This is a genomic window from Promicromonospora sukumoe (genome assembly GCF_014137995.1).
In the GTDB taxonomy this organism is placed as follows: Bacteria; Actinomycetota; Actinomycetes; order Actinomycetales; family Cellulomonadaceae; genus Promicromonospora; species Promicromonospora sukumoe.
Genome location: NZ_JACGWV010000002.1, coordinates 440,386 through 464,063, shown reverse-complemented (window position 1 = coordinate 464,063; position 23,678 = coordinate 440,386). Strand labels below are relative to the sequence as shown.

At 73.9% G+C, this 23,678-nt stretch carries 14 protein-coding genes; 9 read left to right on the top strand and 5 right to left on the bottom strand.

The features are described 5' to 3' along the window. Window positions 1–3 precede the first annotated feature (3 nt). The 4 genes from glgB to FHX71_RS19185 form a co-directional block, all read right to left on the bottom strand. The gene (glgB, locus tag FHX71_RS19200) at window positions 4–2,367 is read right to left on the bottom strand and encodes a 1,4-alpha-glucan branching protein GlgB (RefSeq protein ID WP_182619086.1); all 2,364 of its coding nucleotides are present in this window, start codon (window positions 2,365–2,367) and stop codon (window positions 4–6) included. A 65-nt stretch (window positions 2,368–2,432) separates the two neighbouring features. Continuing rightward, window positions 2,433–3,917 carry a maltokinase N-terminal cap-like domain-containing protein gene (locus FHX71_RS19195; protein WP_182619085.1) on the bottom strand — a complete coding sequence of 495 codons (1,485 nt, stop codon included), beginning with the start codon at window positions 3,915–3,917 and terminating at the stop codon, window positions 2,433–2,435. Further along, window positions 3,914–5,704 carry a maltose alpha-D-glucosyltransferase gene (treS, locus tag FHX71_RS19190; RefSeq protein ID WP_376770162.1) on the bottom strand — a complete coding sequence of 597 codons (1,791 nt, stop codon included), beginning with the start codon at window positions 5,702–5,704 and terminating at the stop codon, window positions 3,914–3,916. The genes FHX71_RS19195 and treS overlap by 4 nt, the downstream gene beginning before the upstream one ends. Window positions 5,705–5,802: 98 nt before the next feature. Then, a complete protein-coding gene (locus FHX71_RS19185; protein ID WP_182619083.1) occupies window positions 5,803–7,908 on the bottom strand; it encodes an alpha-1,4-glucan--maltose-1-phosphate maltosyltransferase in 2,106 nt (701 codons plus the stop codon). Window positions 7,909–8,212: 304 nt separating this feature from the next. Here FHX71_RS19185 and FHX71_RS19180 point away from each other — a divergent pair, with 304 nt between their 5' ends. The 4 genes from FHX71_RS19180 (at window position 8,213) to FHX71_RS19165 (ending at window position 14,069) form a co-directional block, all read left to right on the top strand. Beyond that, window positions 8,213–9,928: an RNA/DNA-binding domain-containing protein gene (locus tag FHX71_RS19180; protein WP_182619082.1), complete on the top strand. Its 1,716-nt coding sequence runs from the start codon at window positions 8,213–8,215 to the stop codon at window positions 9,926–9,928. Window positions 9,929–10,001: 73 nt separating this feature from the next. Next, window positions 10,002–12,584 carry an alpha-glucan family phosphorylase gene (glgP, locus tag FHX71_RS19175; protein WP_182619081.1) on the top strand — a complete coding sequence of 861 codons (2,583 nt, stop codon included), beginning with the start codon at window positions 10,002–10,004 and terminating at the stop codon, window positions 12,582–12,584. A gap of 77 nt (window positions 12,585–12,661) precedes the next feature. Further along, window positions 12,662–13,867 (top strand): cytochrome P450, encoded by a 1,206-nt coding sequence (locus FHX71_RS19170; RefSeq protein WP_182619080.1) that lies wholly within the window; start codon window positions 12,662–12,664, stop codon window positions 13,865–13,867. A 4-nt stretch (window positions 13,868–13,871) separates the two neighbouring features. Continuing rightward, entirely contained in the window at window positions 13,872–14,069 is a 198-nt protein-coding gene (locus tag FHX71_RS19165) for a ferredoxin (RefSeq protein ID WP_182619079.1), read from the top strand. Here FHX71_RS19165 and FHX71_RS19160 read toward each other — a convergent pair. Beyond that, window positions 14,044–14,343, bottom strand: coding sequence for a DUF6725 family protein (locus tag FHX71_RS19160; protein ID WP_182619078.1), 300 nt, complete (start codon window positions 14,341–14,343; stop codon window positions 14,044–14,046). The two genes, FHX71_RS19165 and FHX71_RS19160, sit on opposite strands and share 26 nt — an antisense overlap. A gap of 138 nt (window positions 14,344–14,481) precedes the next feature. Between FHX71_RS19160 and fdxA the strand changes: the two genes are divergently transcribed. The 5 genes from fdxA to FHX71_RS19135 all read left to right on the top strand — a co-directional run bounded on the left by fdxA (window position 14,482) and on the right by FHX71_RS19135 (window position 23,665). Next, window positions 14,482–14,799, top strand: a complete 318-nt coding sequence (fdxA, locus tag FHX71_RS19155; protein WP_182619077.1) for a ferredoxin — start codon at window positions 14,482–14,484, stop codon at window positions 14,797–14,799. Between the two features lie 12 nt (window positions 14,800–14,811). After that, window positions 14,812–15,942 carry a succinyldiaminopimelate transaminase gene (gene dapC / locus FHX71_RS19150; protein ID WP_281383855.1) on the top strand — a complete coding sequence of 377 codons (1,131 nt, stop codon included), beginning with the start codon at window positions 14,812–14,814 and terminating at the stop codon, window positions 15,940–15,942. A 115-nt stretch (window positions 15,943–16,057) separates the two neighbouring features. Further along, window positions 16,058–17,365 (top strand): citrate synthase, encoded by a 1,308-nt coding sequence (locus FHX71_RS19145; RefSeq protein ID WP_182619076.1) that lies wholly within the window; start codon window positions 16,058–16,060, stop codon window positions 17,363–17,365. Between the two features lie 181 nt (window positions 17,366–17,546). Then, a complete protein-coding gene (locus FHX71_RS19140; RefSeq protein ID WP_182619075.1) occupies window positions 17,547–20,789 on the top strand; it encodes an FtsX-like permease family protein in 3,243 nt (1,080 codons plus the stop codon). Next, window positions 20,789–23,665, top strand: coding sequence for an FtsX-like permease family protein (locus FHX71_RS19135; protein WP_182619074.1), 2,877 nt, complete (start codon window positions 20,789–20,791; stop codon window positions 23,663–23,665). Before FHX71_RS19140 ends, FHX71_RS19135 begins: the two co-directional genes overlap by 1 nt. Window positions 23,666–23,678 lie beyond the last annotated feature (13 nt).

Sequence of the window (23,678 nt, the reverse complement as noted above, 5' to 3'; positions counted from 1 at the left end):
CACTCAGCGGGGCTCGGGGACCAGGATCAGGGCGCCCAGCGGCGGGATGCGCATCGGCGCCGACCAGCTGCGGCCGTGGTGCGGGACCGGCTCGGCCTGGACGCTGCCCATGTTGCCGACGCCCGAGCCGCCGTAGACCGTGGCGTCGGTGTTCAGCACCTCGCGCCACACCGCGCCTGCCGGGGGCACCGGCTCGGCCAGCGTCGCGGCCTGGGCCGGCGCGACTCGCGGTGACGTCTCCGCCGGCTCGGCCGGCGGGAGGGTCTCGACGGGCTCGACCAGCGATCCCGGCTCGGCCGGCGATCCCGGCTCGCCCGACGACGACGCCGGCACGTCCGGCAGCGGCAGCCGGTACCCCTCGTGCGGCACGCCCGCGAAGTTCACGACCACCACCACCGGATCCCCGGAGCGTGACCGGCGCACGTAGGCGAGCACGTTGTGGTCGGCGTCGTCGGACTCCAGCCACTCGAAGCCCGCCGGGTCGAAGTCGAGCTCCCACAGCGCGGGCGTCGCGCGGTACAGCGCGTTCAGGTCGCGGACCAGGTGCTGCACGCCCGCGTGCCCGGCGTCGCCGAGCAGGTCCCAGCGCAGCCCCTCGGACTCCGCCCACTCGTTGTCCTGCGCGAACTCGCAGCCCATGAACAGGAGCTGCTTGCCGGGGTGGGACCACTGGTAGGCCAGGAACGAGCGCACGCCGGCGAGCTGCTGCCACCGGTCGCCGGGCATCTTGCGCAGCAGCGAGCCCTTGCCGTGCACCACCTCGTCGTGGCTGATCGGCAGCACGAACTGCTCCGTGAAGGCGTACACGAGCGAGAAGGTCAGCTCGCCGTGGTGGTAGCGCCGGTTGTACGGGTCCTCCGCGAGGTAGCGCAGGGTGTCGTTCATCCAGCCCATGTTCCACTTCAGGCCGAAGCCCAGCCCCCCGCTCGACGTCGGGCCGGTGACCTGGGGGAACGCCGTAGACTCCTCGGCGATCATCATCACGCCCGGGGTGCGCCGGTACGCGGTCGCGTTCGCCTCCTGGAGGAACGCGATGGCCTCCAGGTTCTCCCGCCCGCCGTGCACGTTGGGCGACCACTCGCCCTCCTTGCGGGAGTAGTCGAGGTAGAGCATCGAGGCGACGGCGTCCACGCGCAGCGCGTCGACGTGGAACTCCTCGAACCAGTACGTGGCGTTGGCGACCAGGAAGTTGCGCACCTCGCGGCGGCCGAAGTCGAAGATCAGCGTGCCCCAGTCGTGCTGCTCGCCGCGGCGGGGGTCCGGGTGCTCGTACAGGGGCGTCCCGTCGAAGCGGGCCAGGGCGAACTCGTCGCGCGGGAAGTGCGCGGGCACCCAGTCCAGCACGAGGCCGACGCCGGCCTGGTGCAGCCGGTCCACGAGGTACCGGAAGTCGTCGGGGGAGCCGAAGCGCGACGTCGGCGCGTAGTAGCTCGTGACCTGGTAGCCCCACGACCCGCCGAACGGGTGCTCCGCGACCGGCATGAGCTCCACGTGCGTGAAGCCCTGCTCGACGACGTACGCGGTGAGCTGCTCGGCGAGCTCCCGGTAGCCCAGGCCCGGTCGCCACGAGCCCAGGTGCACCTCGTACACGCTCAGCGGCGCGGAGTGCGGATCGGTGGCCGACCGCGCGGCGAGCCACGCGTCGTCCTGCCACTCGTACGTCGAGGTGGTCACGACGCTCGCGGTCGCGGGCGGCTGCTCCGTCGCCTTGGCGAGCGGGTCGGCCTTGGCGCGCCAGACGCCGTCGGCCCCGAGGATCTCGAACTTGTACCGCAGGCCCGGGCCGACGTCGGGGACGAACAGCTCCCAGACGCCCGTGGCGCCGAGCGACCGCATGGGGTGCGTGCCGCCCCAGCCGTTGTGGTCGCCGACCAGCCGGACGCCGCGCGCGTTGGGCGCCCACACGGCGAACGCGACGCCCGCGATGTCGCCGTCGGCGCCCGGGTAGCGGTGCGGGTTGGCGCCGAGGACCTGCCAGAGCTGCTCGTGCCGGCCCTCGCCGATCAGGTGCAGGTCCACCTCGCCCAGCGTGGGCAGGAACCGGTACGGGTCGTCGGACGTCCAGGTGTCCGTGCCGGAGCGGGTCCGGATGCGGTACTCGGGGGCGTGCCGGGTCCCGTCGCGCTCCTCGGCGGCCGGGACGACGGCGGCCCACACGCCCGCCCCCTGGTGGGTCGCCTCGACCTCCGCGCCGCCGTCGGCGCTCGCCACGACGACGACCACCTCGTCGGCGAGCGGGCGCAGCGCGCGCACGACGGTCCACGGACCGTCGAGCAGGTGCGGGCCGAGCACGGTGTGCGGATCGTGGTGGGTTCCGGACGCGACAGCGGTCAGGACCTCGAGGTCGACGTCGGGCAGGTCAGCCATGGGTTCACCATTCCATGTCGGGAGCGTGACGTGCGACACGTGCTCGTCGCGTGCTGAGCCGCAGGTCACGAGCTGAGCACGCGGTCCACGGCGGCGAGCGGGATGTGCATCCACGCGGGGCGGTGCCGGAACTCGTAGACCACCTCGTACAGGGCCTTGTCGACGGTCAGGGCGCGCAGCAGGAGCTCCGCCGTGCCGACGTCGAGCGCGCTGCCCGACGACGTCGCCCCGCCGACGGGGTGCGCGGTTCCCTCGTGCACCTCGCCGTTCGACGCCTGTCGATAACCCTCGAGAAAGCTCACCTGCGCGTGGGCCGCCCAGTGCGGGTCCGTGGCCTGCCCGACGGCGGCGGCGTAGTCGAGGGAGCGGAGCATCCCGGCGACGTCGCGCAGCGGCAGGTCGGGGGCCGTGCGCTCGGACACGGGGCGCTGCGGCTCGCCCTCGAAGTCGAGCACCTTCCAGCCGTCGGACGACCAGAGCGCCTGCCCGAGGTGCAGGTCGCCGTGGATCGCCTGGAGCGGGACGACGTCGCCGCGCGCGACGACCGCGGACAGGCGCGTGCTCAGCGACTCGTACAGCGCGGTGACGCCCGCGCGCTGCGGGGCCAGGGCGGGCACGTCGGCGAAGGCCTCGGCGGCCCGGCGGCGCAGCACGCCCATGAAGCCGGCCGGCTCTAGCGCGGGCCCTGGGCCCAGGGCCCGGCGCAGCGCGGTGTGCATCTGCGCGACGACGGCGCCCAGCTCCAGCGCCCGCTCCCCGAAGTCCTCGTCCCGCGCGGCGTACGCGCAGGCCAGCTCGAAGCCGTCGGTCGCGTCGTGGACCAGCTCGGACAGGACGGCGAGGTGCGCGTCGGGCAGAGAAGCGGAACCAGAACCGGAACCGGAGCCTGGACGAGTGCCGGCCCCCGCTCCCGACAGCCCGACCGCGCCCAGGTAGCGCGGCACGCCGTCCCAGCCGGCCTCGGTCAGGGCGGCCGGGATGACGACGTCGGGGTGCGGCCCCAGGGCGACGGTCCGCAGGATCTTGAGCATCCCGCCCCGCCCGGCCGCGTGCGGCATGGCCGGGAGCACCACGGAGGTGTTCGACTGCTCCCCGGAGATGCGGCGCGCGCCCACGAGCTCGGCGCAGTCCTCCGGCTCGCACGCGCCGGGCAGCGCGGCGGTGAAGTAGGCGTGCCAGGCCGCGGGGTGCACGCCGCCGTCGTGCACGGTCGCGGTGCCCGACGCCGTGGTGACGGTGCCGATGAGCCCGGCCGCCTCCGTGTCGGGGGTGTCGGCCTCCGGCTCCGCGGTGGGCGTCAGCACCAGGGGGACCTGGATCACGAGCGACTCGTCGCCGGACGCCAGCCCGGGACCGACCAGCCGCAGCAGGGCGACGACGACGTCGGCCACCCCGCCGAACGTGACCGTGAGCCACGGCTCGTGCGTCACGCCCTCGGCGGGCACGGGGTACCAGCGCTGCTCGGGCAGCCAGGCGTCCAGCAGCCGCAGCACCTCGGGCGGGAGGTGCGCGGCTCCGGGGGAGACGTGGACGGGTCGCGCCGCGCTCACACCTCTCCCGCCTGCCCGCCCGGGTCGTCCGCGGCGGGTCGGTCGCCCGTCCCGGCGGGCGCGGGCGGGGCCAGCACCAGCCAGTAGAAGTCGCGGGCGCCCCACGTCATGGTCAGCACGCCGTCGTCGCCGACGCTCGGGAACCCGGCGCCGCCGAACACGTCCGTCAGCGTCCAGCCCGCGTAGCCCGGGAGCTTGATGGTCGACGACCGCGCCGTGGCCGACAGGTTCGCGGCGATCAGCAGCGTCTCCTCGGGCGAGGACCGCGTGAAGGCGATGACCGACTCGTCGTTGCAGTCGAGAGCGGTGAAGTCGCCGGTCCCGAACGTGGGGTGCAGGCGCCGGAACGCCAGCATGTTGTGCGTCCAGTGCAGCAGCGACGTCGGCTGCGCGAGCTGCGCCTCGACGTTGGTGTGCTGGTAGTGGTGCACCAGCGACTGGACCAGCGGCAGGTACAGCTTGCCGGGGTCGGCGGTCGAGAAGCCCGCGTTGCGGTCCGGCGTCCACTGCATCGGGGTGCGCACCGCGTCGCGGTCGGGCAGCCAGATGTTGTCGCCCATGCCGATCTCGTCGCCGTAGTAGAGGCACGGCGTGCCGGGCATCGACAGCAGCAGCGCGTTGGCCAGCTCGATCTCCTTGCGCGCGTTGTCCAGCAGCGGCGAGAGCCGCCGCCGGATGCCCACGTTCGCCCGCATGCGCGGGTCGGGGGCGTACCAGCCGTACATGCTGGCGCGCTCCTCGGTGGAGACCATCTCCAGCGTGAGCTCGTCGTGGTTGCGTAGGAACGTGCTCCACTGGCCGCTCGCGGGGATCGCGGGCGTGTCCGCGAGGATCTCCAGGAGCTGGCGGGCCCGCTGGTCGCGGATCGCGTAGAAGATGCGGGGCATCACCGGGAAGTGGAAGCACATGTGGCACTCGGGCTCGTCCTCCGTGCCGAAGTACTCCACGACGTCCGCCGGCCACTGGTTCGCCTCGGCCAGCATGATGCGGCCCGGGAACTCGGTGTCGAGCATGCGGCGCACCTTGCGCAGGAACCCGTGCGTCTCGGGCAGGTTCTCGCAGTTGGTGCCCTCGGCCTCGAACAGGTACGGCACGGCGTCGAGCCGGAACCCGTCCACGCCGAGCTGCAGCCAGAACCGGGCGACGTCGAGCATGGCCTCCACGACGCGCGGGTTCTCGAAGTTGAGGTCGGGCTGGTGGCTGAAGAACCGGTGCCAGAAGTACTGCCGGCGCACCGGGTCGAACGTCCAGTTCGACGTCTCGGTGTCCACGAAGATGATGCGGGCGTCCTGGTACTGCGTGGCGTCGTCGCTCCACACGTAGAAGTCGCCGTACGGGCCGTCCGGGTCGGCGCGGGACGCCTGGAACCACGGGTGGGCGTCGCTGGTGTGGTTCATGACCAGGTCGATGACCACGCGGATGCCGCGCTCGTGCGCCGCGGCGACCAGGTCGCTGAAGTCCGAGATGGTGCCGAACTGCGGGGAGACAGCGGTGAAGTCGGCGACGTCGTACCCGCCGTCGCGCAGCGGGGACGGGAAGAACGGCGGCAGCCAGAGGCAGTCGACGCCGAGCCACTCCAGGTAGTCGAGCCGCTCCACGAGGCCGCGCAGGTCGCCGGTCCCGTTGTCGCCCGAGTCGGAGAACGACCGGATCATCACCTCGTAGAAGACGGCCTTCTTGTACCACTCGGGGTCGTCGGACAGCCCCTTGCGGCGGGCGTCCAGGCGCGGCTGCCGCCGGGGCGGCAGGGCCTGCACGGGCACCGGGACCGACGGCGGGTTGGGCATGGCCGGGCGCTCGGGCGTGGCCGGCCCGCCCGGCGGCGTCGGCTGTGCGGGGTATCCCTCTGGCGGCCCGACGGCGGGGCCACCCGGTCCGAACGTCGTCATGCCGGACCCACCTGGAGGACGTGGGCCACCCGGACCTGGGGGTCGAGCCGCACCCAGGGATGCGCTCCCCAGCCGTACGTCTCGCCGGACAACAGGTCGTGCGCCACGTAGAACGGGGCGCTGTCGTCGCCCTCGGGGGCGCTGAGGCCGAGGGCGGAGAGATCCAGGTGCACTACAGACTCCTGCACGTTCCGGGGGTCCAGGTTCAGCACGACCACGATCACGTCGTCGTGCCGCGGGGCACGCCGATCGTTACCCCCTGCTCTCATGGTGCGGCCCGCCGCCGCCGCTGTCGCGCGCGACGCGTGATCGGCGCTGATCCGGCGGGAGTAGGCGACCACCTGGTCGTTCGTCGTGGGGTGCACGGTCAGGTTGCGCAGCTGCCGCAGCGCGGGGTGCGCGCGGCGGACGGCGTTCAGCTCGCCCAGCAGCAGGGCGATGCCGTACTCGTCGGCCCGCTCCCAGTCGCGCGGCCGGTACTCGTACTTCTCGTTGTCGATCTGCTCCTCGACGCCCGGGCGGGGTACGTTCTCGACCAGCTCGTAGCCGGAGTAGATGCCCCACGTGGGCGAGCCCGTCGCGGCCAGCACGGCCCGCACCGCGAACGCCGAGACGCCGCCCTCGATCAGGTACGGCGGCAGGATGTCGTGCGTCGTGGGCCAGAACGACGGCCGCAGCACCGAGCCCTGCGGCCCGCTCACCTCTTCGAGGTACTCCTCGACCTCCTCCTTGGTGTTGCGCCAGGTGAAGTAGGTGTACGACTGGTGGAAGCCGATCCGGGCCAGGGTCTGCATCATCGCCGGCTTGGTGAAGGCCTCCGACAGGAAGATGACCTCCGGGTTCGTCGCGTGCACCTCCGCCAGCAGCCACTCCCAGAAGTTCAGCGGCTTGGTGTGCGGGTTGTCCACGCGGAACAGGGTCACGCCCCGGTCGATCCACGTGCGGATCACCCCGAGGACGGCCTCGTACAGGCCGTCGGGGTCGGTGTCGAAGCTCAGCGGGTAGATGTCCTGGTACTTCTTGGGCGGGTTCTCCGCGTAGGCGATCGACCCGTCCGCCCGCACCACGAACCACTCCGGGTGCTCCGTGACCCAGGGGTGGTCCGGCGAGCACTGCAGGGCGATGTCGAGCGCCACCTCCAGGCCCTCGGCGCGCGCGGCCCCGACGAAGTCCCGGAAGTCCGCCTCCGTGCCCAGGTCGGGGTGGATCGCGTCGTGCCCGCCGTCCGCCGACCCGATCGCGTACGGGCTGCCCGGGTCGCCGGGCGCCGCCTCCAGCGTGTTGTTGCGGCCCTTGCGGAACGTGGTCCCGATGGGGGAGACCGGCGTCAGGTAGACGACGTCGAACCCCATCGCCGCGATGCCCGGCAGGCGCTTCGCCGCCGTCGCGAACGTGCCCGACACCCAGGTGCCGTCCTTCTTCTGGTACGCGCCCTCCGACCGGGGGAACATCTCGTACCAGGACCCCGCCAGCGCCAGCTTCCGCGAGACCCGCAGCGGGTACGTGTCCGACGCCGAGACCAGCTCGCGCAGGGGAGCGCGGCGCAGGGCCTCGACCACCTCGGGCGACGTCGCCGCCGCGAACCGGGCCGGGGCCGGGCGGCGGGCGTCGGCCAGCGCCTTGGCGGCCGCGGTCAGCACCCGCGCGTCGCGCGCCGTCCGGCCGCCCGCGACCAGCGCGTCGCCGGGTACCAGGCGGCAGATCCGGTCGAACAGCCGGACCCCCTCGGCGAGCATGAGCTCGGTGTCGATGTCCGCGGCAATCTTGATCCCCGCGTCGTGCGTCCACGTGGCGAACGGGTCCGACCACGCCTCGACACGGAAGGACCAGTCGCCCTCGGCGTCGGGCTGCAGCTCGCCCCGGAAGTGGTCCAGGCCCGGCGCCACGTCGGTCATGGGCGCCCACGAGTGGTCCGACCCGTCCGGGGCGACGAGCACGGCGGTCGCCGAGACGGCGTCGTGCCCCTCGCGGAAGACCGTGGCCTCGACGGGCACGACCTCCCCGACCACCGCCTTCGCAGGCCAACGGCCCCCCTCGACGACGGGAGCGACCTCGAGGACGGGGATGCGGCCGATCCGGCCGGGACTCGTGTGCGGGCTCACCGGAACACGCTATCGACCCTGGCAGGGGACTCGCCTCCGGGGCGCGCCGAGGTCTCGTGAACGTCGTCGGACGAGCCGGTGAAGCCTGCCTGTCGATCGCCCTCGTGGACGCTCTCTCCGGGGAGCGGGGCACGATGCGGGCCCGGAAAGTGCGCCCCGTTCGTGCCGCGGAGCACGGCGTGCAATTTATCGAGAAATAATTGCACGCCGCAGCTAGGCTTGCGTCATGGTGACACTTTTCGGCCCGGATCCCGTGGTCGAGGCTCTGCGGAATGCCCTGACCCTCCTGGCCGACGGCGGCACCGTGGTCGAGCAGCGGTGCCTCGACCTCAAGGAGGAAGCAGGTAGGCGCGGGCCCGGGGGCGTTGTTCTCCCGGGGCAGGCACACAACGAAGCGGCAGCCAAGGCCCTGGCCGGCGAGTGTGCCTGCATGGCGAACACGCCTGGTGGTGGGGCCCTGCTCGTCGGCGTCGCGGACGACTCGACGCTGATCGGTACCCAGCTCGACGCCGAATGGCTGCGCGCCAGGATCTTCGAACTGACCCAGCGACAGATCACCGTGGAGGCCAGGGATGTCGCCGTCCGGGGCACCCGGCTCCTCGCGCTGCGGGTCGTCGAAGCGATCGAGCCCGTCCGGTGGAAGGGCCGAATCACCTGGCGGGTGGCAGACCGATGCGTCGAGATCGATGCGGCGACCTGGCACGACCGCCGGTCTCGAGGGCTCCTGGTCGACTGGTCCGCACAGCCGAGCACTGTTCTGACCAGAGCTGTCCGGCCGCAGGCGGTCGAGATCGTCCGGGACTTCTTGCGCGAGTCGGTCGATCCCGGCGCCAACGACCTCGCCGAGGCGCCGACACCGGATCTCCTGCGCCGGCTGAACGCCGTGACCGGTGACGGCTTTCTCACCAACGCGGGGTATCTCGTCTTCGTGGGTCGTGGGGCACCGGCGATCGACTACATCCGGCGAGAACAGGCCGGCGCGGACAGCACCGACCGTGTCCGTCGAGCGGGAGTCTCGCTCATCGAGGAGCTGCAGACGGTCTTCAGCACGGCACGCCCCCACAACCCGGTGGTCCATGTGAGTCAGGGGCTCGCAGTGGGGCAGACGCGGCGGATTCCAGAACGCTCGTTCCGTGAGGTCGTCGTCAACGGTGTCGCCCACCGTCAGTGGGGGGTCGACGACCCCACGGTGGTCGAGCATCTCGGAAACAGCCTCAAGGTGACCAGTCCCGGTGCGTTCTTCGGCGGCGTCACCTCGGAGAACATCATCAACCACCCGTCCCGCTCCCGTAACACCGCTCTGACCGAGCTGCTGGCGGCGATGCGCGTCGCGGAGCGAGAAGGAATCGGCGTCGACCGCATGGTCACGGACATGCTTCGGCTGGGCTACCCCCGCCCGGACATCAGGGAGACGCCGTCGCCCGCCGTGGTGGCCACGCTGATCGCCGAGACGGTGGACGAGGGCTGGATGGCCTGGCTCAACGCTTTCAGCGATCCAGGCACCGCGCGCGACCTGCGCCGCCTCATGGCGCTCGATCTCCTGACCCGCCAGGGGTGGATCGACCTGACGGGGCTCGCGGCGTCGCTCCAGGTGTCGGAGGGCGAAGCCCAGCCCGTCGTCGACGGCCTCCTCCACCTCACCGTCGAGGGCACCGCGGTGATCGTGGTCGTCGAGGGCACCCCTGATGGTGCGCCCGCGGCCTGGGCCCTCACGAGCGGTGCGCGTGACGTGCTCGACAGCACCTATGGATCCCTGCCGCCGCGGCGTGCCAGGTTGAGCCGTGAGACCGTCGCGCTGGGATACGCCCGCGCTCGTGGACGCATCAGCTCGACCGAGCTCGGGTCTCTGCTCGAGACCCGTCCCACCAATGTCCGCCGTGTCTTTCAACGGCTCGAGGAGCAAGAACTGATCGAGCCGTCCCGTCCGAACCGGCGTGGAGCGGGCTTCTACTACGTCCCGACGACCCGCGCCCTGGGTGCCTGGCCGGACTCGCCTCCGGGGCGCGCCGAGGTCTCGTGAACGTCGTCGGACGAGCCGGTGAAGCCTGCGGCAACAGGTGTGCTCGCTCTCACATGTGCGTAGTGTTCTGCCGGTGAGAGCGATCCGCAGATTCACCGTCCGCACGGTCCTCCCCGAGCAGCTCGCGGCGCTCGACGAGCTGGCCCAGAACCTTCGCTGGTCCTGGCACGCGCCGACGAGAGAGCTGTTCGAGAGCATCGACCCCGACCTCTGGTCCGACGTCCGGGGCGACCCCGTCGCCCTGCTCGCGGCCCTCGGAGCCGACCGCCTCGCGGCGCTCGCGGCCGACGAGGCGTTCACGGGCCGGGTGCGAGCGGCGTCCGACGACCTGCACCACTACCTGCGTGACCCGCAGTGGTACCAGAACCAGGCGACCGGGGGTGGTGGCCTGCCGCAGGCGATCGCCTACTTCTCGCCCGAGTTCGGCATCACGTCGGTGCTGCCCCAGTACTCGGGTGGCCTCGGCATCCTCGCGGGCGACCACCTCAAGAGCGCGTCCGACATGGGCGTGCCGATCGTCGGCGTGGGCCTGCTGTACGGCGCCGGGTACTTCCGGCAGTCGCTCACCCGCGACGCCTGGCAGGTCGAGACCTACCCGCTGCTCGACCCGGACGGCCTGCCGCTCGCGGTCCTGCGCGAGGAGGACGGCACGCCCGCCGTCGTCTCGCTGGCCCTGCCCGGCGGGCGCACGCTGCACGCGCACATCTGGGTCGCGGCCGTCGGCAGGGTGCCGTTGCTGCTGCTCGACTCGAACGTGCCCGAGAACGACGACGCGGCGCGCAAGGTGACCGACCGCCTCTACGGCGGCGGCGGCGAGCACCGCCTCCAGCAGGAGCTGCTGCTCGGCGTGGGCGGCGTGCGCGCGCTGCGCGCCTGGTCGCGGCTGACCGGGGCGCCGGAGCCCGAGGTCTACCACACCAACGAGGGGCACGCCGGGTTCCTCGGCGTCGAGCGCATCCGCGAGCTCGTCGGCTCCGGGCTCAGCGTGGGCGAGGCCCACGAGGCCGTGCGCGCGGCCACGGTCTTCACCACGCACACGCCCGTGCCGGCGGGCATCGACCGGTTCCCGAAGGAGCTGGTCAGCGCCTACTTCGGCGGCGACAACACGATGGCCGGCGTGCCGGTCGAGACCGTGCTCGCCCTCGGCGCGGAGGACTACGACGGCGGCGACCCCACCGTGTTCAACATGGCTGTGATGGGCCTGCGGCTCGGCGGCCGGGCGAACGGCGTCTCGCTGCTGCACGGCCAGGTGTCCCGCGAGATGTTCGAGGGCCTGTGGCCCGGGTTCGACTCGCGCGAGGTGCCGATCACGTCCGTCACCAACGGCGTGCACTCGCCCACCTGGGTCGCGCCGCGGCTGGCCGCGGTGGAGGCGGAGCGCCTGGGCCTGGACGAGCTCACGGCGCAGGAGGCGTCGGCCGGCTGGCTCGACCCGGGCAAGGTGTCCGACGCCGAGCTGTGGGCCCTGCGCGGCGAGATGCGCGGCGAGCTCGTGGCCGAGGCCAGGCGCCGGGTCCGCAAGTCCTGGCGCGAGCGCGGCGCGTCCCCGGCCGAGCTCGGCTGGGTCGACGACGTGCTGTCGCCCGACGTGCTGACGATCGGCTTCGCGCGGCGCGTGCCCACCTACAAGCGGCTCACGCTCATGCTGCGCGACACGGAGCGGCTCAAGGCGCTCCTGCTGCACCCCGAGCGGCCCGTGCAGCTCATCGTGGCGGGCAAGTCGCACCCGGCCGACGACTCCGGCAAGCGGCTCATCCAGCAGCTCGTCCGGTTCGCCGACGACCCCGAGGTGCGGCACCGCATCGTCTTCCTGCCGAACTACGACATCGGCATGGCGCAGTCGCTGTACCCGGGCTGCGACGTCTGGCTGAACAACCCGCTGCGGCCGCTGGAGGCGTCCGGCACCTCCGGCATGAAGTCGGCGCTCAACGGCGGCCTGAACCTCTCCATCGAGGACGGCTGGTGGGCCGAGTGGTACGACGGCGAGAACGGCTGGGGCATCCCCACGGCCGACGGCGTCGAGGACGCCGACCGTCGCGACGACCTGGAGGCCGCCGCGCTCTACGACCTGGTGGAGTCGCAGGTGGCGCCCGCGTTCTACGGCCGGTCCGCCGACGGCGTGCCGGGCCGCTGGCTGGAGATGGTGCGGCACACGCTCGCCACCCTCGGCCCGAAGGTCCAGGCCACGCGCATGGTCTCCGAGTACGTGCACGGGCTGTACGCCCCGGCGGCCCAGGCGGGGCGGCAGCTCGCCGCCGACGGGTACGCCGCGGCCAAGGACCTGGCGGGCTGGAAGGGCCACGTGCGCGGCTCGTGGCCGCAGGTCCGCGTGGACCACGTCGAGTCGGCGGGCATCGGCGAGGCCGTGCGGGTCGGCGACCGGCTCACGGTGCGCGCCTACGTCTCGCTCGGGCCGCTGTCGCCCGACGACGTGGACGTGCAGGTGGTGCACGGCCGGGTCACCGAGGCCGACGTCATCGACGAGTTCACCGCCGAGCCGCTCGCGCTGGTGGAGTCGTACGAGGCGGGCCGGCACGCGTTCGCCGGCGACGTGGGCCTCGACACCTCGGGCCCGTTCGGCTACACCGTGCGGATCGTGCCGCGGCACGGGCACCTGGCGAGCGTCGCGGAGCTGGGTCTGGTCGCGAACGCCTAACCGGACACCCTTGTCCGATTCACCCGGGCCGGTATTGGATGAGGGGGACACACCCCCTCAGCCAACCGGAGGACAAGATGTCTGACCTGCTCGAATACCCCATCCCGTCGGACCGCGCCATCGAGCCGCCGCCGGAGTGGGCCGAGCTGCGGCAGCAGTGCCCCGTGGCCAGGGTGCGCCTCGCCAGCGGCGGCGAGGCCACCCTGCTGACCCGGTACGACGACGTGCGCGCCATGCTCACCGACGGACGGTTCGGGCGCGTCATCCCGGCCGGGGGCACCGGCGTCGGCTCGCAGGACGACGGCGGCACGTTCAGCAACGACCCGACCGGCGTGATGGCGGACGAGGAGCAGCACCAGGCGTGGCGGCGCCTGGTGAACGCGACGTTCACGGCCAAGCGGGTGCAGGCGATGGCCCCGGGCATCACGGCCAAGGCCGAGCAGCTCGTCGACGACATGCTCGCCACCGGAACCAGCGCGGACCTGGTCCCGTCGGTCGCGTTCCCGCTGCCGGTGTGGGCGATCTGCGAGCTGCTGGGCGTGCCGGAGGACGAGCGGGAGCGGTTCCCGTACTGGTCGGACACGGCGCTGAGCACCACCCGGTACACGCAGGAGGAGATCTCGGCGGCGCGCCAGGAGTTCGGCGCGTACATGGCCGGGCTGGTCGAGGCCAAGCGGACCGACCCGGGCGAGGACCTGATCTCCGAGCTCATCGCGCTCGTGGACCAGAACGACCCGCGGCTGACGGCGCAGACGGTGAACGGCACCAGCATGGCGCTGCTCGTGGCCGGCCACGAGACCACCGCGAGCCACATCGCCAAGATGATGGCGCTGTTCCTGGGCGACCGCGCCCGGTGGGAGCAGCTCGTCGCCGACCCGTCGCTGGTACGCACCGCCGTCGAGGAGTCGCTGCGGTTCGACCCGAACGCGGGCTTCGGCATGGTGCGCTGGGTGGACGAGGACGTCGAGGTCGCGGGAGAGACCGTCCCCGCCGGCACGACCGTGGTGTGCAGCCTCGCCGCGGCGAACCGGGACGAGGGCGCGTTCGAGGGCGCGGACGAGATGGACCTGGGCCGCCGGCCCAACCCGCACCTGTCCTTCGGCGCGGGCTCCTACTCGTGTCTCGGCCAGTCGCTGGCGCGCACCGAGCTGCAGATCGTGCTCGCCACCCTGGTGCGCAAGGTGCCGACGCTGGAGCTCGCCGTACCGCTCGAGTCGGTGCCCCGCAAGGAGGGGCTCCTCGTGGCCGGATTCGACGAACTGCCCGTCAAGTGGGGAGAGTGACCCCATGAAGATCAACGTGGACCGCGACGCCTGCTGCGGCGCCGGCCAGTGCGTCCTGCTCGCACCCGACGTGTTCGACCAGGACGAGGAGGGCATCGTCGTGCTGCTCGACGAGCGTCCGGCTCCCGAGCAGGACTTCGCGGTGCAGGAGGCCGTGAGCATGTGCCCGACCGGCGTCATCTGGGTGGACCAGAACGCCTGACGGGTCGTGGGGGGATCGGCTTGGCGGCCTCGATGTCGGCGGCCGCCACGTCGACCTCCTGCGGCTCGCCCCGGCCCGGGAGGGGGTCCGTCCGCAGCCGCAGGCCGGCGTCGGACACCTCGACGACGTGGCCGGTCAGGTCCGTCCAGCGGTGCGCCGCGCCGCCGTCGGACACGAGCGGGCCGGCCGGCGCGAGCCGGCGCCGGACCACCACGCGGGTGCCCGGCCGCAGGTCCCGCCACCCGCCGGAGGCGGGAGGTGTAGCGAATGTCACGTCTGTTCTCCTTCCGCTGCGTGAGACCGGTGGGGATCAGGGGGCGTCCCGGGAGATACTAGGATCGCCCCGCCGGGCTCGTCCCGCGGCCGGCACCGTGCATGCCCCTCAGTCCGGAAGTGGAAGGACACCCTCCAAGTGACCTACGTGATCGCTCAGCCGTGCGTCGACGTCAAGGACCGGGCGTGCATCGAGGAGTGTCCCGTGGACTGCATCTACGAGGGCAGTCGCTCCCTGTACATCCACCCGGACGAGTGCGTCGACTGCGGCGCCTGCGAGCCGGTGTGCCCGGTCGAGGCCATCTACTACGAGGACGACGTCCCCGACGAGTGGAAGGACTACTACCGCGCGAACGTGGAGTTCTTCGACGACCTGGGCTCGCCCGGCGGCGCCGCGAAGATGGGCGTCATCCAGAAGGACGACCCGATGATCGCGGCCCTTCCGCCCCAGGCCTGACGGCCCGCCAGCATGGGTCTGCACGACTTATCTGACCTCCCTTTTGCCTGGGACTCGATCGACGGCATCACCGCCACGGCGAAGGCTCACCCGGGCGGGCTGATCGATCTCTCCATGGGCACGCCCGTGGACCCGACGCCCGAGGTCGTGCGGCGGGCGCTCGAGGCCGCGTCGAACGCGCCGGGCTACCCGACGACGGCGGGCACGCCCGCGCTGCGCCGGTCCGTGGTGGACTGGTTCGCCCGGCGCCGCGGTGTGCCGGGCCTCGACCCCGCAGCCGTGGTCCCGACCGTCGGCTCCAAGGAGCTCGTGGGGCTCCTGCCCTCCCTGCTGCACCTGGGCCCTGGCGACGTGGTGGTGCACCCCGCCGTCGCCTACCCCACCTACCTGGCGGGCATCCGCGCCGCCGGCGCCACGCCGCTGGCGACGGACGACGTCGCCGACTGGGCCGGCCGGGACGACGTCAAGATGGTCTGGGTCAACTCGCCCGGCAACCCGACGGGGCGGGTGCTCGGCGTCGACGCGCTGCGCGCCGTGGTCGAGGCCGCGCGCGCGATCGGCGCCGTCGTCGTCTCCGACGAGTGCTACGCCGAGCTGGTGTGGGATTCCCCCTACGACGCCGCGACGGGCACCGGCGGGGTGCCCTCGATCCTGGACCCGCGCGTGTGCGGCGGGTCGCACGAGGGCCTGCTCGCCGCGTATTCCCTGTCCAAGCAGTCCAGCATCGCGGGCTACCGGGCGGCGTTCCTCGCGGGCGACGGCGCCCTGGTCGCGGCCCTCACGCAGACCCGCAAGCACCTGGGCCTCATCGTGCCCGCGCCGGTGCAGGCCGCGATGACGGCGGCCCTGGCGGACGACGCGCACGTGGTCGCCCAGCGCGACGTCTACGGCGCCCGGCGCCGGGTGCTGGCCGCCGCGGTCGTCGAGGCGGGGTTCGTGATCGACGGGTCGGAGGCCGGCCTGTACCTCTGGGTGGCGGCGCCGGACGGCCGTCCCGGGCTGGCGGTCGCCGAGTGGTTCGCGGCCCGCGGCATCCTCACTGCGCCGGGGCATCTGTACGGCGACGGCACGCACACGCGGGTGGCGCTGACCTCGACTGACGCGCTGATTGCCGATGCTGTGACACGCATCACGCAGCCTTGACCGATGGATTGGAAAAACTAGAGCAGGGCGCGATACTGTCGTGCCCCAGGTCGACGCTGTCCCGACACCTTTCTTTCACAGCAGCGTCCCTCGTGCGCCACTCAGGAAGGAAGACATGACCTCCACACCGCTGGACGGCTCGAGCCGCGTCGAGCTCGCCGTCGACGGAACCACTCACACCCTGCCTGTCGTCGCTGCCAGCGAGGGCAACGACGGCATCGTCGTGTCGTCGCTGCTCAAGGACACGGGTCTGGTCACGGTCGACCCCGGTTTCATGAACACGGCGTCGTGCGAGTCCTCGATCACCTACATCGACGGCGACGCCGGCATCCTGCGCTACCGCGGTTACCCGATCGACCAGCTCGCCGACGGCTCGGGCTTCCTCGAGGTGGCCTACCTGCTCATCTACGGCGAGCTGCCGAGCCCCTCGGAGCTGGACGCGTTCACGGAGCGCGTCAACCGGCACACGCTGGTGCATGAGGACTTCCGCACGTTCATGGGAACGTTCCCTCGCAACGCGCACCCGATGGCGGTGCTCGCCTCCGCGGTGAACGCGCTGTCCACGTTCTACCCGGAGTCGCTCGACCCGGCGGACGACGAGCAGGTCGACCTGGCCACCGTGCTGCTGCTCGCCAAGACGCGCACCATCACGTCCTACCTGCACCGGCGCCGCGTGGGCGAGCCCCTGCTGTACCCGGACTACTCGCGCGGCTACGTCGAGGACTTCCTGCGCATGACGTTCGCGACGCCGTACGAGGCCTACGAGGCCGACCCGGTGATCGTGGACGCGCTGGAGAAGCTGCTCGTGCTGCACGCGGACCACGAGCAGAACTGCTCCACGTCCACGGTGCGCGTGGTCGGCTCGTCGAACGCGACCCTGTACGCATCAGTGGCCGCGGGCGTCAACGCGCTCTCGGGCCCCGCGCACGGCGGCGCCAACGAGGCCGTGCTCACCATGCTGGAGAAGATCCGCTCCGGTGGCGAGACCGTCGAGACCTTCATGGAGAAGGTCAAGAACAAGCAGGACGGCGTGCGCCTGATGGGCTTCGGCCACCGGGTCTACAAGTCGTACGACCCGCGCGCCGCCATCGTGAAGAAGTCGGCCGACGAGGTGCTCGACAAGCTCGGCGCCAAGGACGAGCTGCTCGACATCGCGCGTGGCCTGGAGGAGATCGCCCTCTCGGACGACTACTTCGTGGAGCGCAAGCTCTACCCGAACGTCGACTTCTACACGGGCCTCATCTACAAGGCCATGGGCTTCGAGCCCGCCATGTTCACGCCGCTGTTCGCGCTGGGCCGCATGCCCGGCTGGATCGCCCAGTGGCGCGAGATGATCAAGGACCCGCAGACCAAGATCGGGCGCCCGCGCCAGGTCTACACCGGCGCCACCGAGCGTCCGTACGTCCCGGCGAACCAGCGCTGAGCTGAGCCTGGGGCCTGCTTTCCAGTTCGGCCGGTTGCTCTGAGTCAGGTCCAACGATGGACCTGACTCAGAGCAACCGGCCGAACTCGTTGACGTGACCGGAGGGCGGCGTGACCGGATCGTTGCCCCGGGCGGCCCTAGTTTCGTCGTGCGTGTCACAGGGCCGGGCTACCTTGGCCCCGTGAGTCGAGCCACCCTCCTAGCCCGCCGTTCCACGGCGCACCGCGGGCTCCTCGCGCTCGTCTGGCTGCTGGTGGCGGTGCTGACCGGCGCCCTGGGCGTGACCGTCGGCTGGACGCAGGCCGCAGCCACGGCGGGAGCCCGCGACGGGCTGGCCGCGGCCGAGCCCTCGGGCCGGGCCGTGCAGCTCGCCACCCGCGTGGCGGACGGCGCGGAGGCCGACGCCCAGGACGCCCGCGTCCAGGAGGTGCTCGCCGACCTGCTCGACGGCGTACCCCACCGCGTCACCTACGACCTGCGCACCGAGCCCCGGTACACGACGGGCCCCGACGGGCAGGACCTCGGCCGCTGGTCGGTGGCGCTGCTGCCCGCACCCTCGCGGCAGGAGGCGCTGTCCGGCGCGGGCGCGAGCGGCGTCACCGTCGTCGACGGCGCCTGGCCCGCCGCCGCGGACGAGGCGGCCGTCCAGGCGGACGCCGCCGAGGCCGCCGGGCTGGCGGTCGGCGACACGCTGCGCCTCGGCGTGGACCCGGACGACGCCGCACGCACCGGCACGCCGGTCACGATCAGCGCGACCTGGCGCGTCACGGCGCCCGACGACGCGGTCTGGCTCGGCGACCCGAGCGCGCTCACCGGCGCGGACGGCGCCTACCCCGGCCCCGTCGTGGTGAGCCAGGACGTGCTCACCGGCCTCGACACCGACCCGTTCGCACGCTGGACGGTGGTGCCCGACGGCGCCGCGGTCACCCCCGAGGACCTGCCCGCCCTCGCGGTGCTCACCGGCGAGGTCGACCGCCTGCTGGGGGAGGACGCCGACGTCGCGCCCCGAGGGCTGACCGTCACGGGCACGCTCGACGTCACGGCCGGCGACCTGGCGGCCGCCCTGCGCGCCGCGGACGCCGTCGCGCTCGTCCCGCTGTGCCTGCTGGCCCTCGTCGGCCTGGTCGCGCTGGTACAGGTGGCCCGGCTGCTCGCGGCCACTCGTCAGGGCGAGGTCGCGCTCCTGGTCTCCCGCGGCGCCGGGCCGGGCACGGTGACGGCCGCGGCCGCCGTGGAGGGCGCGCTCCTCGCGCTCACCGCCGCCGTCGCGGGCGGGGTCGCCGCCTGGGGCGCCTTGCGCGCGGTCGTGGGGTCCGGTGCGGCGGTCTCCGCCGCGACGCCGCTGGCCGTGGCGCTCGCGGTCGCCGTGGTGGCCGCCGCCACGCTCGTCCTGGTCGCGGCGCTCCAGGCGCGGGCCGCGGTGCGGCGCCAGGTGACGGACCGCTCCGGCCGGGTGCGCCAGGTCGCCGCGCTCGGCACCGTCGTGCTGACGGTCGCCGCCGCCGCGGTCAGCGTGAACCAGCTCCTGCGGTACGGCTCCCCGCTCGTGTCCACGCCCTCCGGCCTGCGCACCGACCCGGCCGCGGCCGCGGCGCCCGCACTGGTGCTCGCGGCGCTCGCGGTGGCCGCGATGGCGGTGCTCGGGCCCGCCACGCGCCTGTGGGCGGGCCTCGCCGCGCGGTCGCGCGGCGTCGTCGGACCGCTCGCGGCGCGACAGGTCGCGCGCCGGATCGTCGTGTACGTGGTGCCGGTGGTCCTGCTCGTGCTCGCCGGCGGCGCCGCGACCCTCGCCGGCGGCTACACCGGCACCGCTGAACGCCTCCGGGCCGACGTCGACGTGCTCACCAACGGCGCGGACGTGCGCGTCACGGCCCCGGAGAGCGGGCGCCTCGACCCGGCCCCGTTCCTGCCGGGCGGCTCCGGTCCGGGCAGCACCGCGCGCGCCGCGGCACCCGTGCTGTCCGCGACGGCGTACTCCGACGGGCTGCCCGTCACGCTGCTGGCCCTGCCCGCCGCGGACGTGCCGCGGGTGGTGCGTGCACCGGAGGAGGTGCTCGACACCGCGGCGCTGTCCGGTGACCTGGCGAGCGACGCCTTCGCCGATGCGCCCGTCCTGGCCGGTGACGCCCGCGACATCAGCGTCACCGTGCGCGGCCGCTACCACGAGACCGTCGACGTCGACCTGGGCGGCTGGGCGCCGCGGCACCAGATCGACCTGTCCTTCCTGCTCGCCGCCCCCGACGGGTCGCTGGCCGTCGTCGACCTCGGTCAGCTCACGGACGGTGACGGCGGCGACGGCACCCTCGGCGAGGACGAGGTCGCGCACCAGCTCACCGGCGAGGTCCCCGCACCGCCGCCGGGCCAGACGTGGCGGATCGCCGCCCTGGACGTGAACCTGCGGCCCGGCTGGTCCGTCGGTGAGCTGACGCTGGCCGTGCAGGACATCGCGGCGGGCGGCCTGCGCGTCGACCCGCCGACGTGGACGCCGTCCGAGAGCTTCGACGGTCCCCCCGGTCTGGAGCTGGCGGAGGGAGCGGCCGAGCTGACGGTGCCGCTGGGCGACGACGTGTCGGCGGCCGGAAAGCTGCGCCTCCTGAGCACCCCGGACGCGGCCCCCGCCCCGCTGCTGGCGTCGTCGTCGCTGGCCGACGCCCTGGGCGTCGCGACGGGCGACACCTTCGAGCTGACCCTCGGCGGCACCCGGCTGCCCGTGACCGTCGTCGCGACGTCGGGCACGGTGCCCGGCGCCCTCGCCCCCTACGCGGCCGTGGTGGACCGCGGGGCGCTCGCCGCCGTGCTGGTCCGCGAGGTGAGCGACCCCGTCCTGACCAGCGAGGTCTGGCTCGCGGCCGGCCCGCCCGGCGCCGGCGCGCCGGCCGCTGCCGTCGCGGGCCTGGCCCAGGAGGCGAGGGACAGCGCCGAGGCCGCGGGCACCAGCAGCCGCGAGCAGCCCACCGTGACCGTCCCGGGCTACGGCTCCGCCGACACGGCCGTGCCGGTCCGCGTCTCGTTCTGGCTCGCCGCGGCAGGGGCGGCGGTGCTCGCGCTGGCGGGCGTGCTCGCCGTCGCCGTCGCCACCCTGCGTCAGCGGCGCGGCGAGGTCATCGTGCTGCGCGCCGTCGGCCTCGGGCCCGCCGCGCAGGGGCTGGCCCGCGCGGCCGAGCTGGTCGTCGTCGGCGTCGTGGCGCTCGCCGTCGGCGCGGTCGCCGGCTGGGCCGTGGCCCGGCTGGCCGCGGGCGGACTGGCCGGCGCGACCCTGACCGGTATCGACGCCGCCCCGCCCGCACAGTTCGTCCTAGCGACCGGCGGCACCGCCCTGGTGCTCGCCGCCGCCGTGGCCGGGCTGGTGCTGGTCGCCGCCGGGGTGGGCGGGCGCGTCGCCGCGCAGGCCCGCGACACCACCTACCGCGAGGAGGTCCGCTGATGGGGGCACTGTCCGGGCTGGGTCTGCTCGCGCGGCGGCAGCTGCGCACGTCCTGGGGCGCGACGGCGGCGCTCGGCGTCGTCGCGTTCCTCGCCGCCGGGGTGCTGTCGACGGCGCCCCGCGCGGTCGCGACCATGCACGCCGACCAGGTCGCCTACGAGACCGCGTCGGCCTCCGGCCTGGCGCGGGACGTGATCTCCGTTGTGGGCGCGGTCCCAGGGGCGGCGTACGGGATGCCGCCCGGCATGCGGCCGGACTCCGACGGGCTCACCGGCACGCCGCCCGAGCCCGACTGGGCGCCGTTCCTCGCCAACCTCGACATGGTGCGCGCCGAGACCCCCGAGCCGCTGCGCTCCGCGATGGGCGCCCCGGACTTCCACGTGACCGCCTCGGACCCGGCCTTCACGGAGCCCGTGCCGCGGTCCGATCTCTCCGAGGCCAAGGTCTTCCTGCGCGCCTCCCCGGACCTGGCCGAGCACGGCGAGCTCGTCGAGGGCCGCTGGCCCGCGGCGACGCCGGGCCCCGTGTACGAGGAGACCGGTGAGGGGCTCGCCGACCCGGCGCCGCCCTTCGAGGTGGCCGTGTCGCGCGCCGTCGCCGACGCGTACGGCTGGGACGTCGGCGGCCGGTACGACGCGCTCTCCGGCGGAGGCGTCGTGCGTCTGGCCGAGCGCTACCCGGCCCTCGTCGTGACCGGCATCTTCGAGACCGGCGACCCCGACGCCGACTACTGGCTGCACCACAGCCTCGGGGCCCGGGCGTCCGTCATCGCCGACCCCAACCGCGGCCTGCTCGGCACCGCGTCCGTCTACGTCAGCCCCGCGATGATCGCGCCGCTCACCCTCGGGTTCGCGGACACCCGCGTCTGGTACCCCGTGGACACCGACGGTTTGACCGCCGCCGACGTGCCCGTCCTCCTGTCCCAGGTCAACGGCCAGTCCGCCCAGACGTTCCTCGTCCCGGCCGGGCCCGACGACCCCGCCCCCATGCAGCTGCGGCCCGACAGCCGCCTCAGCGAGATCCTGGAACGCCTGCTCGCGCAGCGCACCGGCGTCGACGCGATCGTCGCCGTCCTCGCCGTCGGGCCGCTCGGTGCCACCGTCGCCGTGCTCGCGCTCGGCGCCCGGCTCGTCGTCGACCGACGGCGGCCGGCGCTCGCCCTGCTGCGCGCCCGCGGGGCGTCCGGCGGACAGCTCCGCCTGCTCATGGGCGGCGAAGGGCTCGTCGTCGGGCTGGGCTCCGCGGCCGCAGGCTTCGCCGCCGGCCTCGCGCTCGCGGCCGCCACCGGCATCGACGCCCCCGTCACCGCCGGCCAGGTAGCGCTCGCCCTCGCCGCCGGCCTCGCTCCGGCGGCGGCCCTCGCGCTCGCCACGTCGCCCGGCGGCCTGCGCACCACGCGGGCCGACCTGGCACCCCGCTCCCGCAGCCGCGTGCGCTGGGTGCTGGAGGTGCTCGTCGTCGCGGGCGCGGCGCTCGCCGCCTGGCTGCTGCTCTCGCGCGGGGTCGTGGCGGGTTCCGGGGCGGACGGTGGCTCCGGCGTCGATCCGCTCGTGGCCGCGGCACCCCTGCTGGTCTCCCTCGCGGTCACCCTGCTCGCCTACCGCGGCTACCCGTGGCTCGCGCTCGCGGCCGAGCGGGCGCTCGCGCCGCGGCGGGACCTGGTTCCGTTCCTCGGCGCCGCCCGCGCCACCCGCGACCCCGCGGGCGGCCCCGTCCCGGCGATCGCGCTCGTGCTGGCCGTCGCCGTGGCGGCGACCTCCGCCGTGCTCTTCTCCACCGTCTCGGGCGGCGTGGTCCGCGAGGCCTGGCGTGCCACAGGCGCGGACCTGCGCGTCTCCGGCCCGGTCGTCGACGAGCAGGTCACGGAGCAGATCGGGGCGATCGACGGCGTCACCGCCGTCACCCCGGTCGGCGACGTCGGCGACGGGCTGCTCCAGGGCGGCGGGTCGTCGCCGCGCGTCGAGGTGTGGACGGTCGACGCCGCCGAGCTGGCCGTCGCACAGCAGGACGTCGAGGGCGCCCCCGAGACGCTGGCCGGCCTGGGCGCGGGGGCGGACGGCGGGGCCGGCGACGACAGCGGGGACGACGGCGGCGCCGGCGACGCCGCGCTGCCCGTGATCCTCACCCCGGGTGCGGCCGGTCCCGGCGTCGGGCCCGGCACCACCGGCGTCACCCTCGCGACCCAGGAGGGCAGCGTGCCCGTCGAGATCGTCGACGTCGTCGACGAGCTCCCCGGGCTGCCCGCCGGCCGCGCGCTGGTGGTGGCCGACGCCGACCGCCTCGAGGCCGCCACGGGCGACCACGCCTACGCGCGCGTCGGGCTCGTCGGCCTGACCGACACCGCCGACCGCGCCGCCGTGACGGCCGAGATCTCGCGGCTGCTGCCGTCGTCGGTCCTGGAGGACCCGGACCAGGAGGCCGACGCCGTGCTCGCCGCGCCCATCTCCGGCGGGCTGGCGGCCGCCTTCGTGCTGGCCGTCCTCCTCGCCGGGCTGCTGTGCGCGGCGGCCGTGGTGATGACGCTGATGCTCGCCGCCCCCGCCCGCGCCCGGCTGCTCGCCGTGCTCCAGACCCTCGGGCTGTCGCCCCGGCAGGGGCGCGGGCTCGTCGGCTGGGAGATCGGGCCCTGGGCGGCGGTGGCGCTCGGGGTGGGCGCCGTGCTCGGCGTCGTCGTGCCGGAGCTGGTGCTGGCCGCCGTCGACGTCACCGCGCTGACGGGCGGACCCGCCCAGCCCGACGCGGAGTACGACCCGCTGCTGCTGGGGGCGGCGGCCGCGGGCTTCGTGGTGGTGGTGCTGGCCGGGGTCGGCGTGGCCGCGGCGCTGAGCCGCCGCGGCGAGGTCGCCGCCCAGCTCCGGATGGGGAGCAACGACTGACATGAGGGAGACC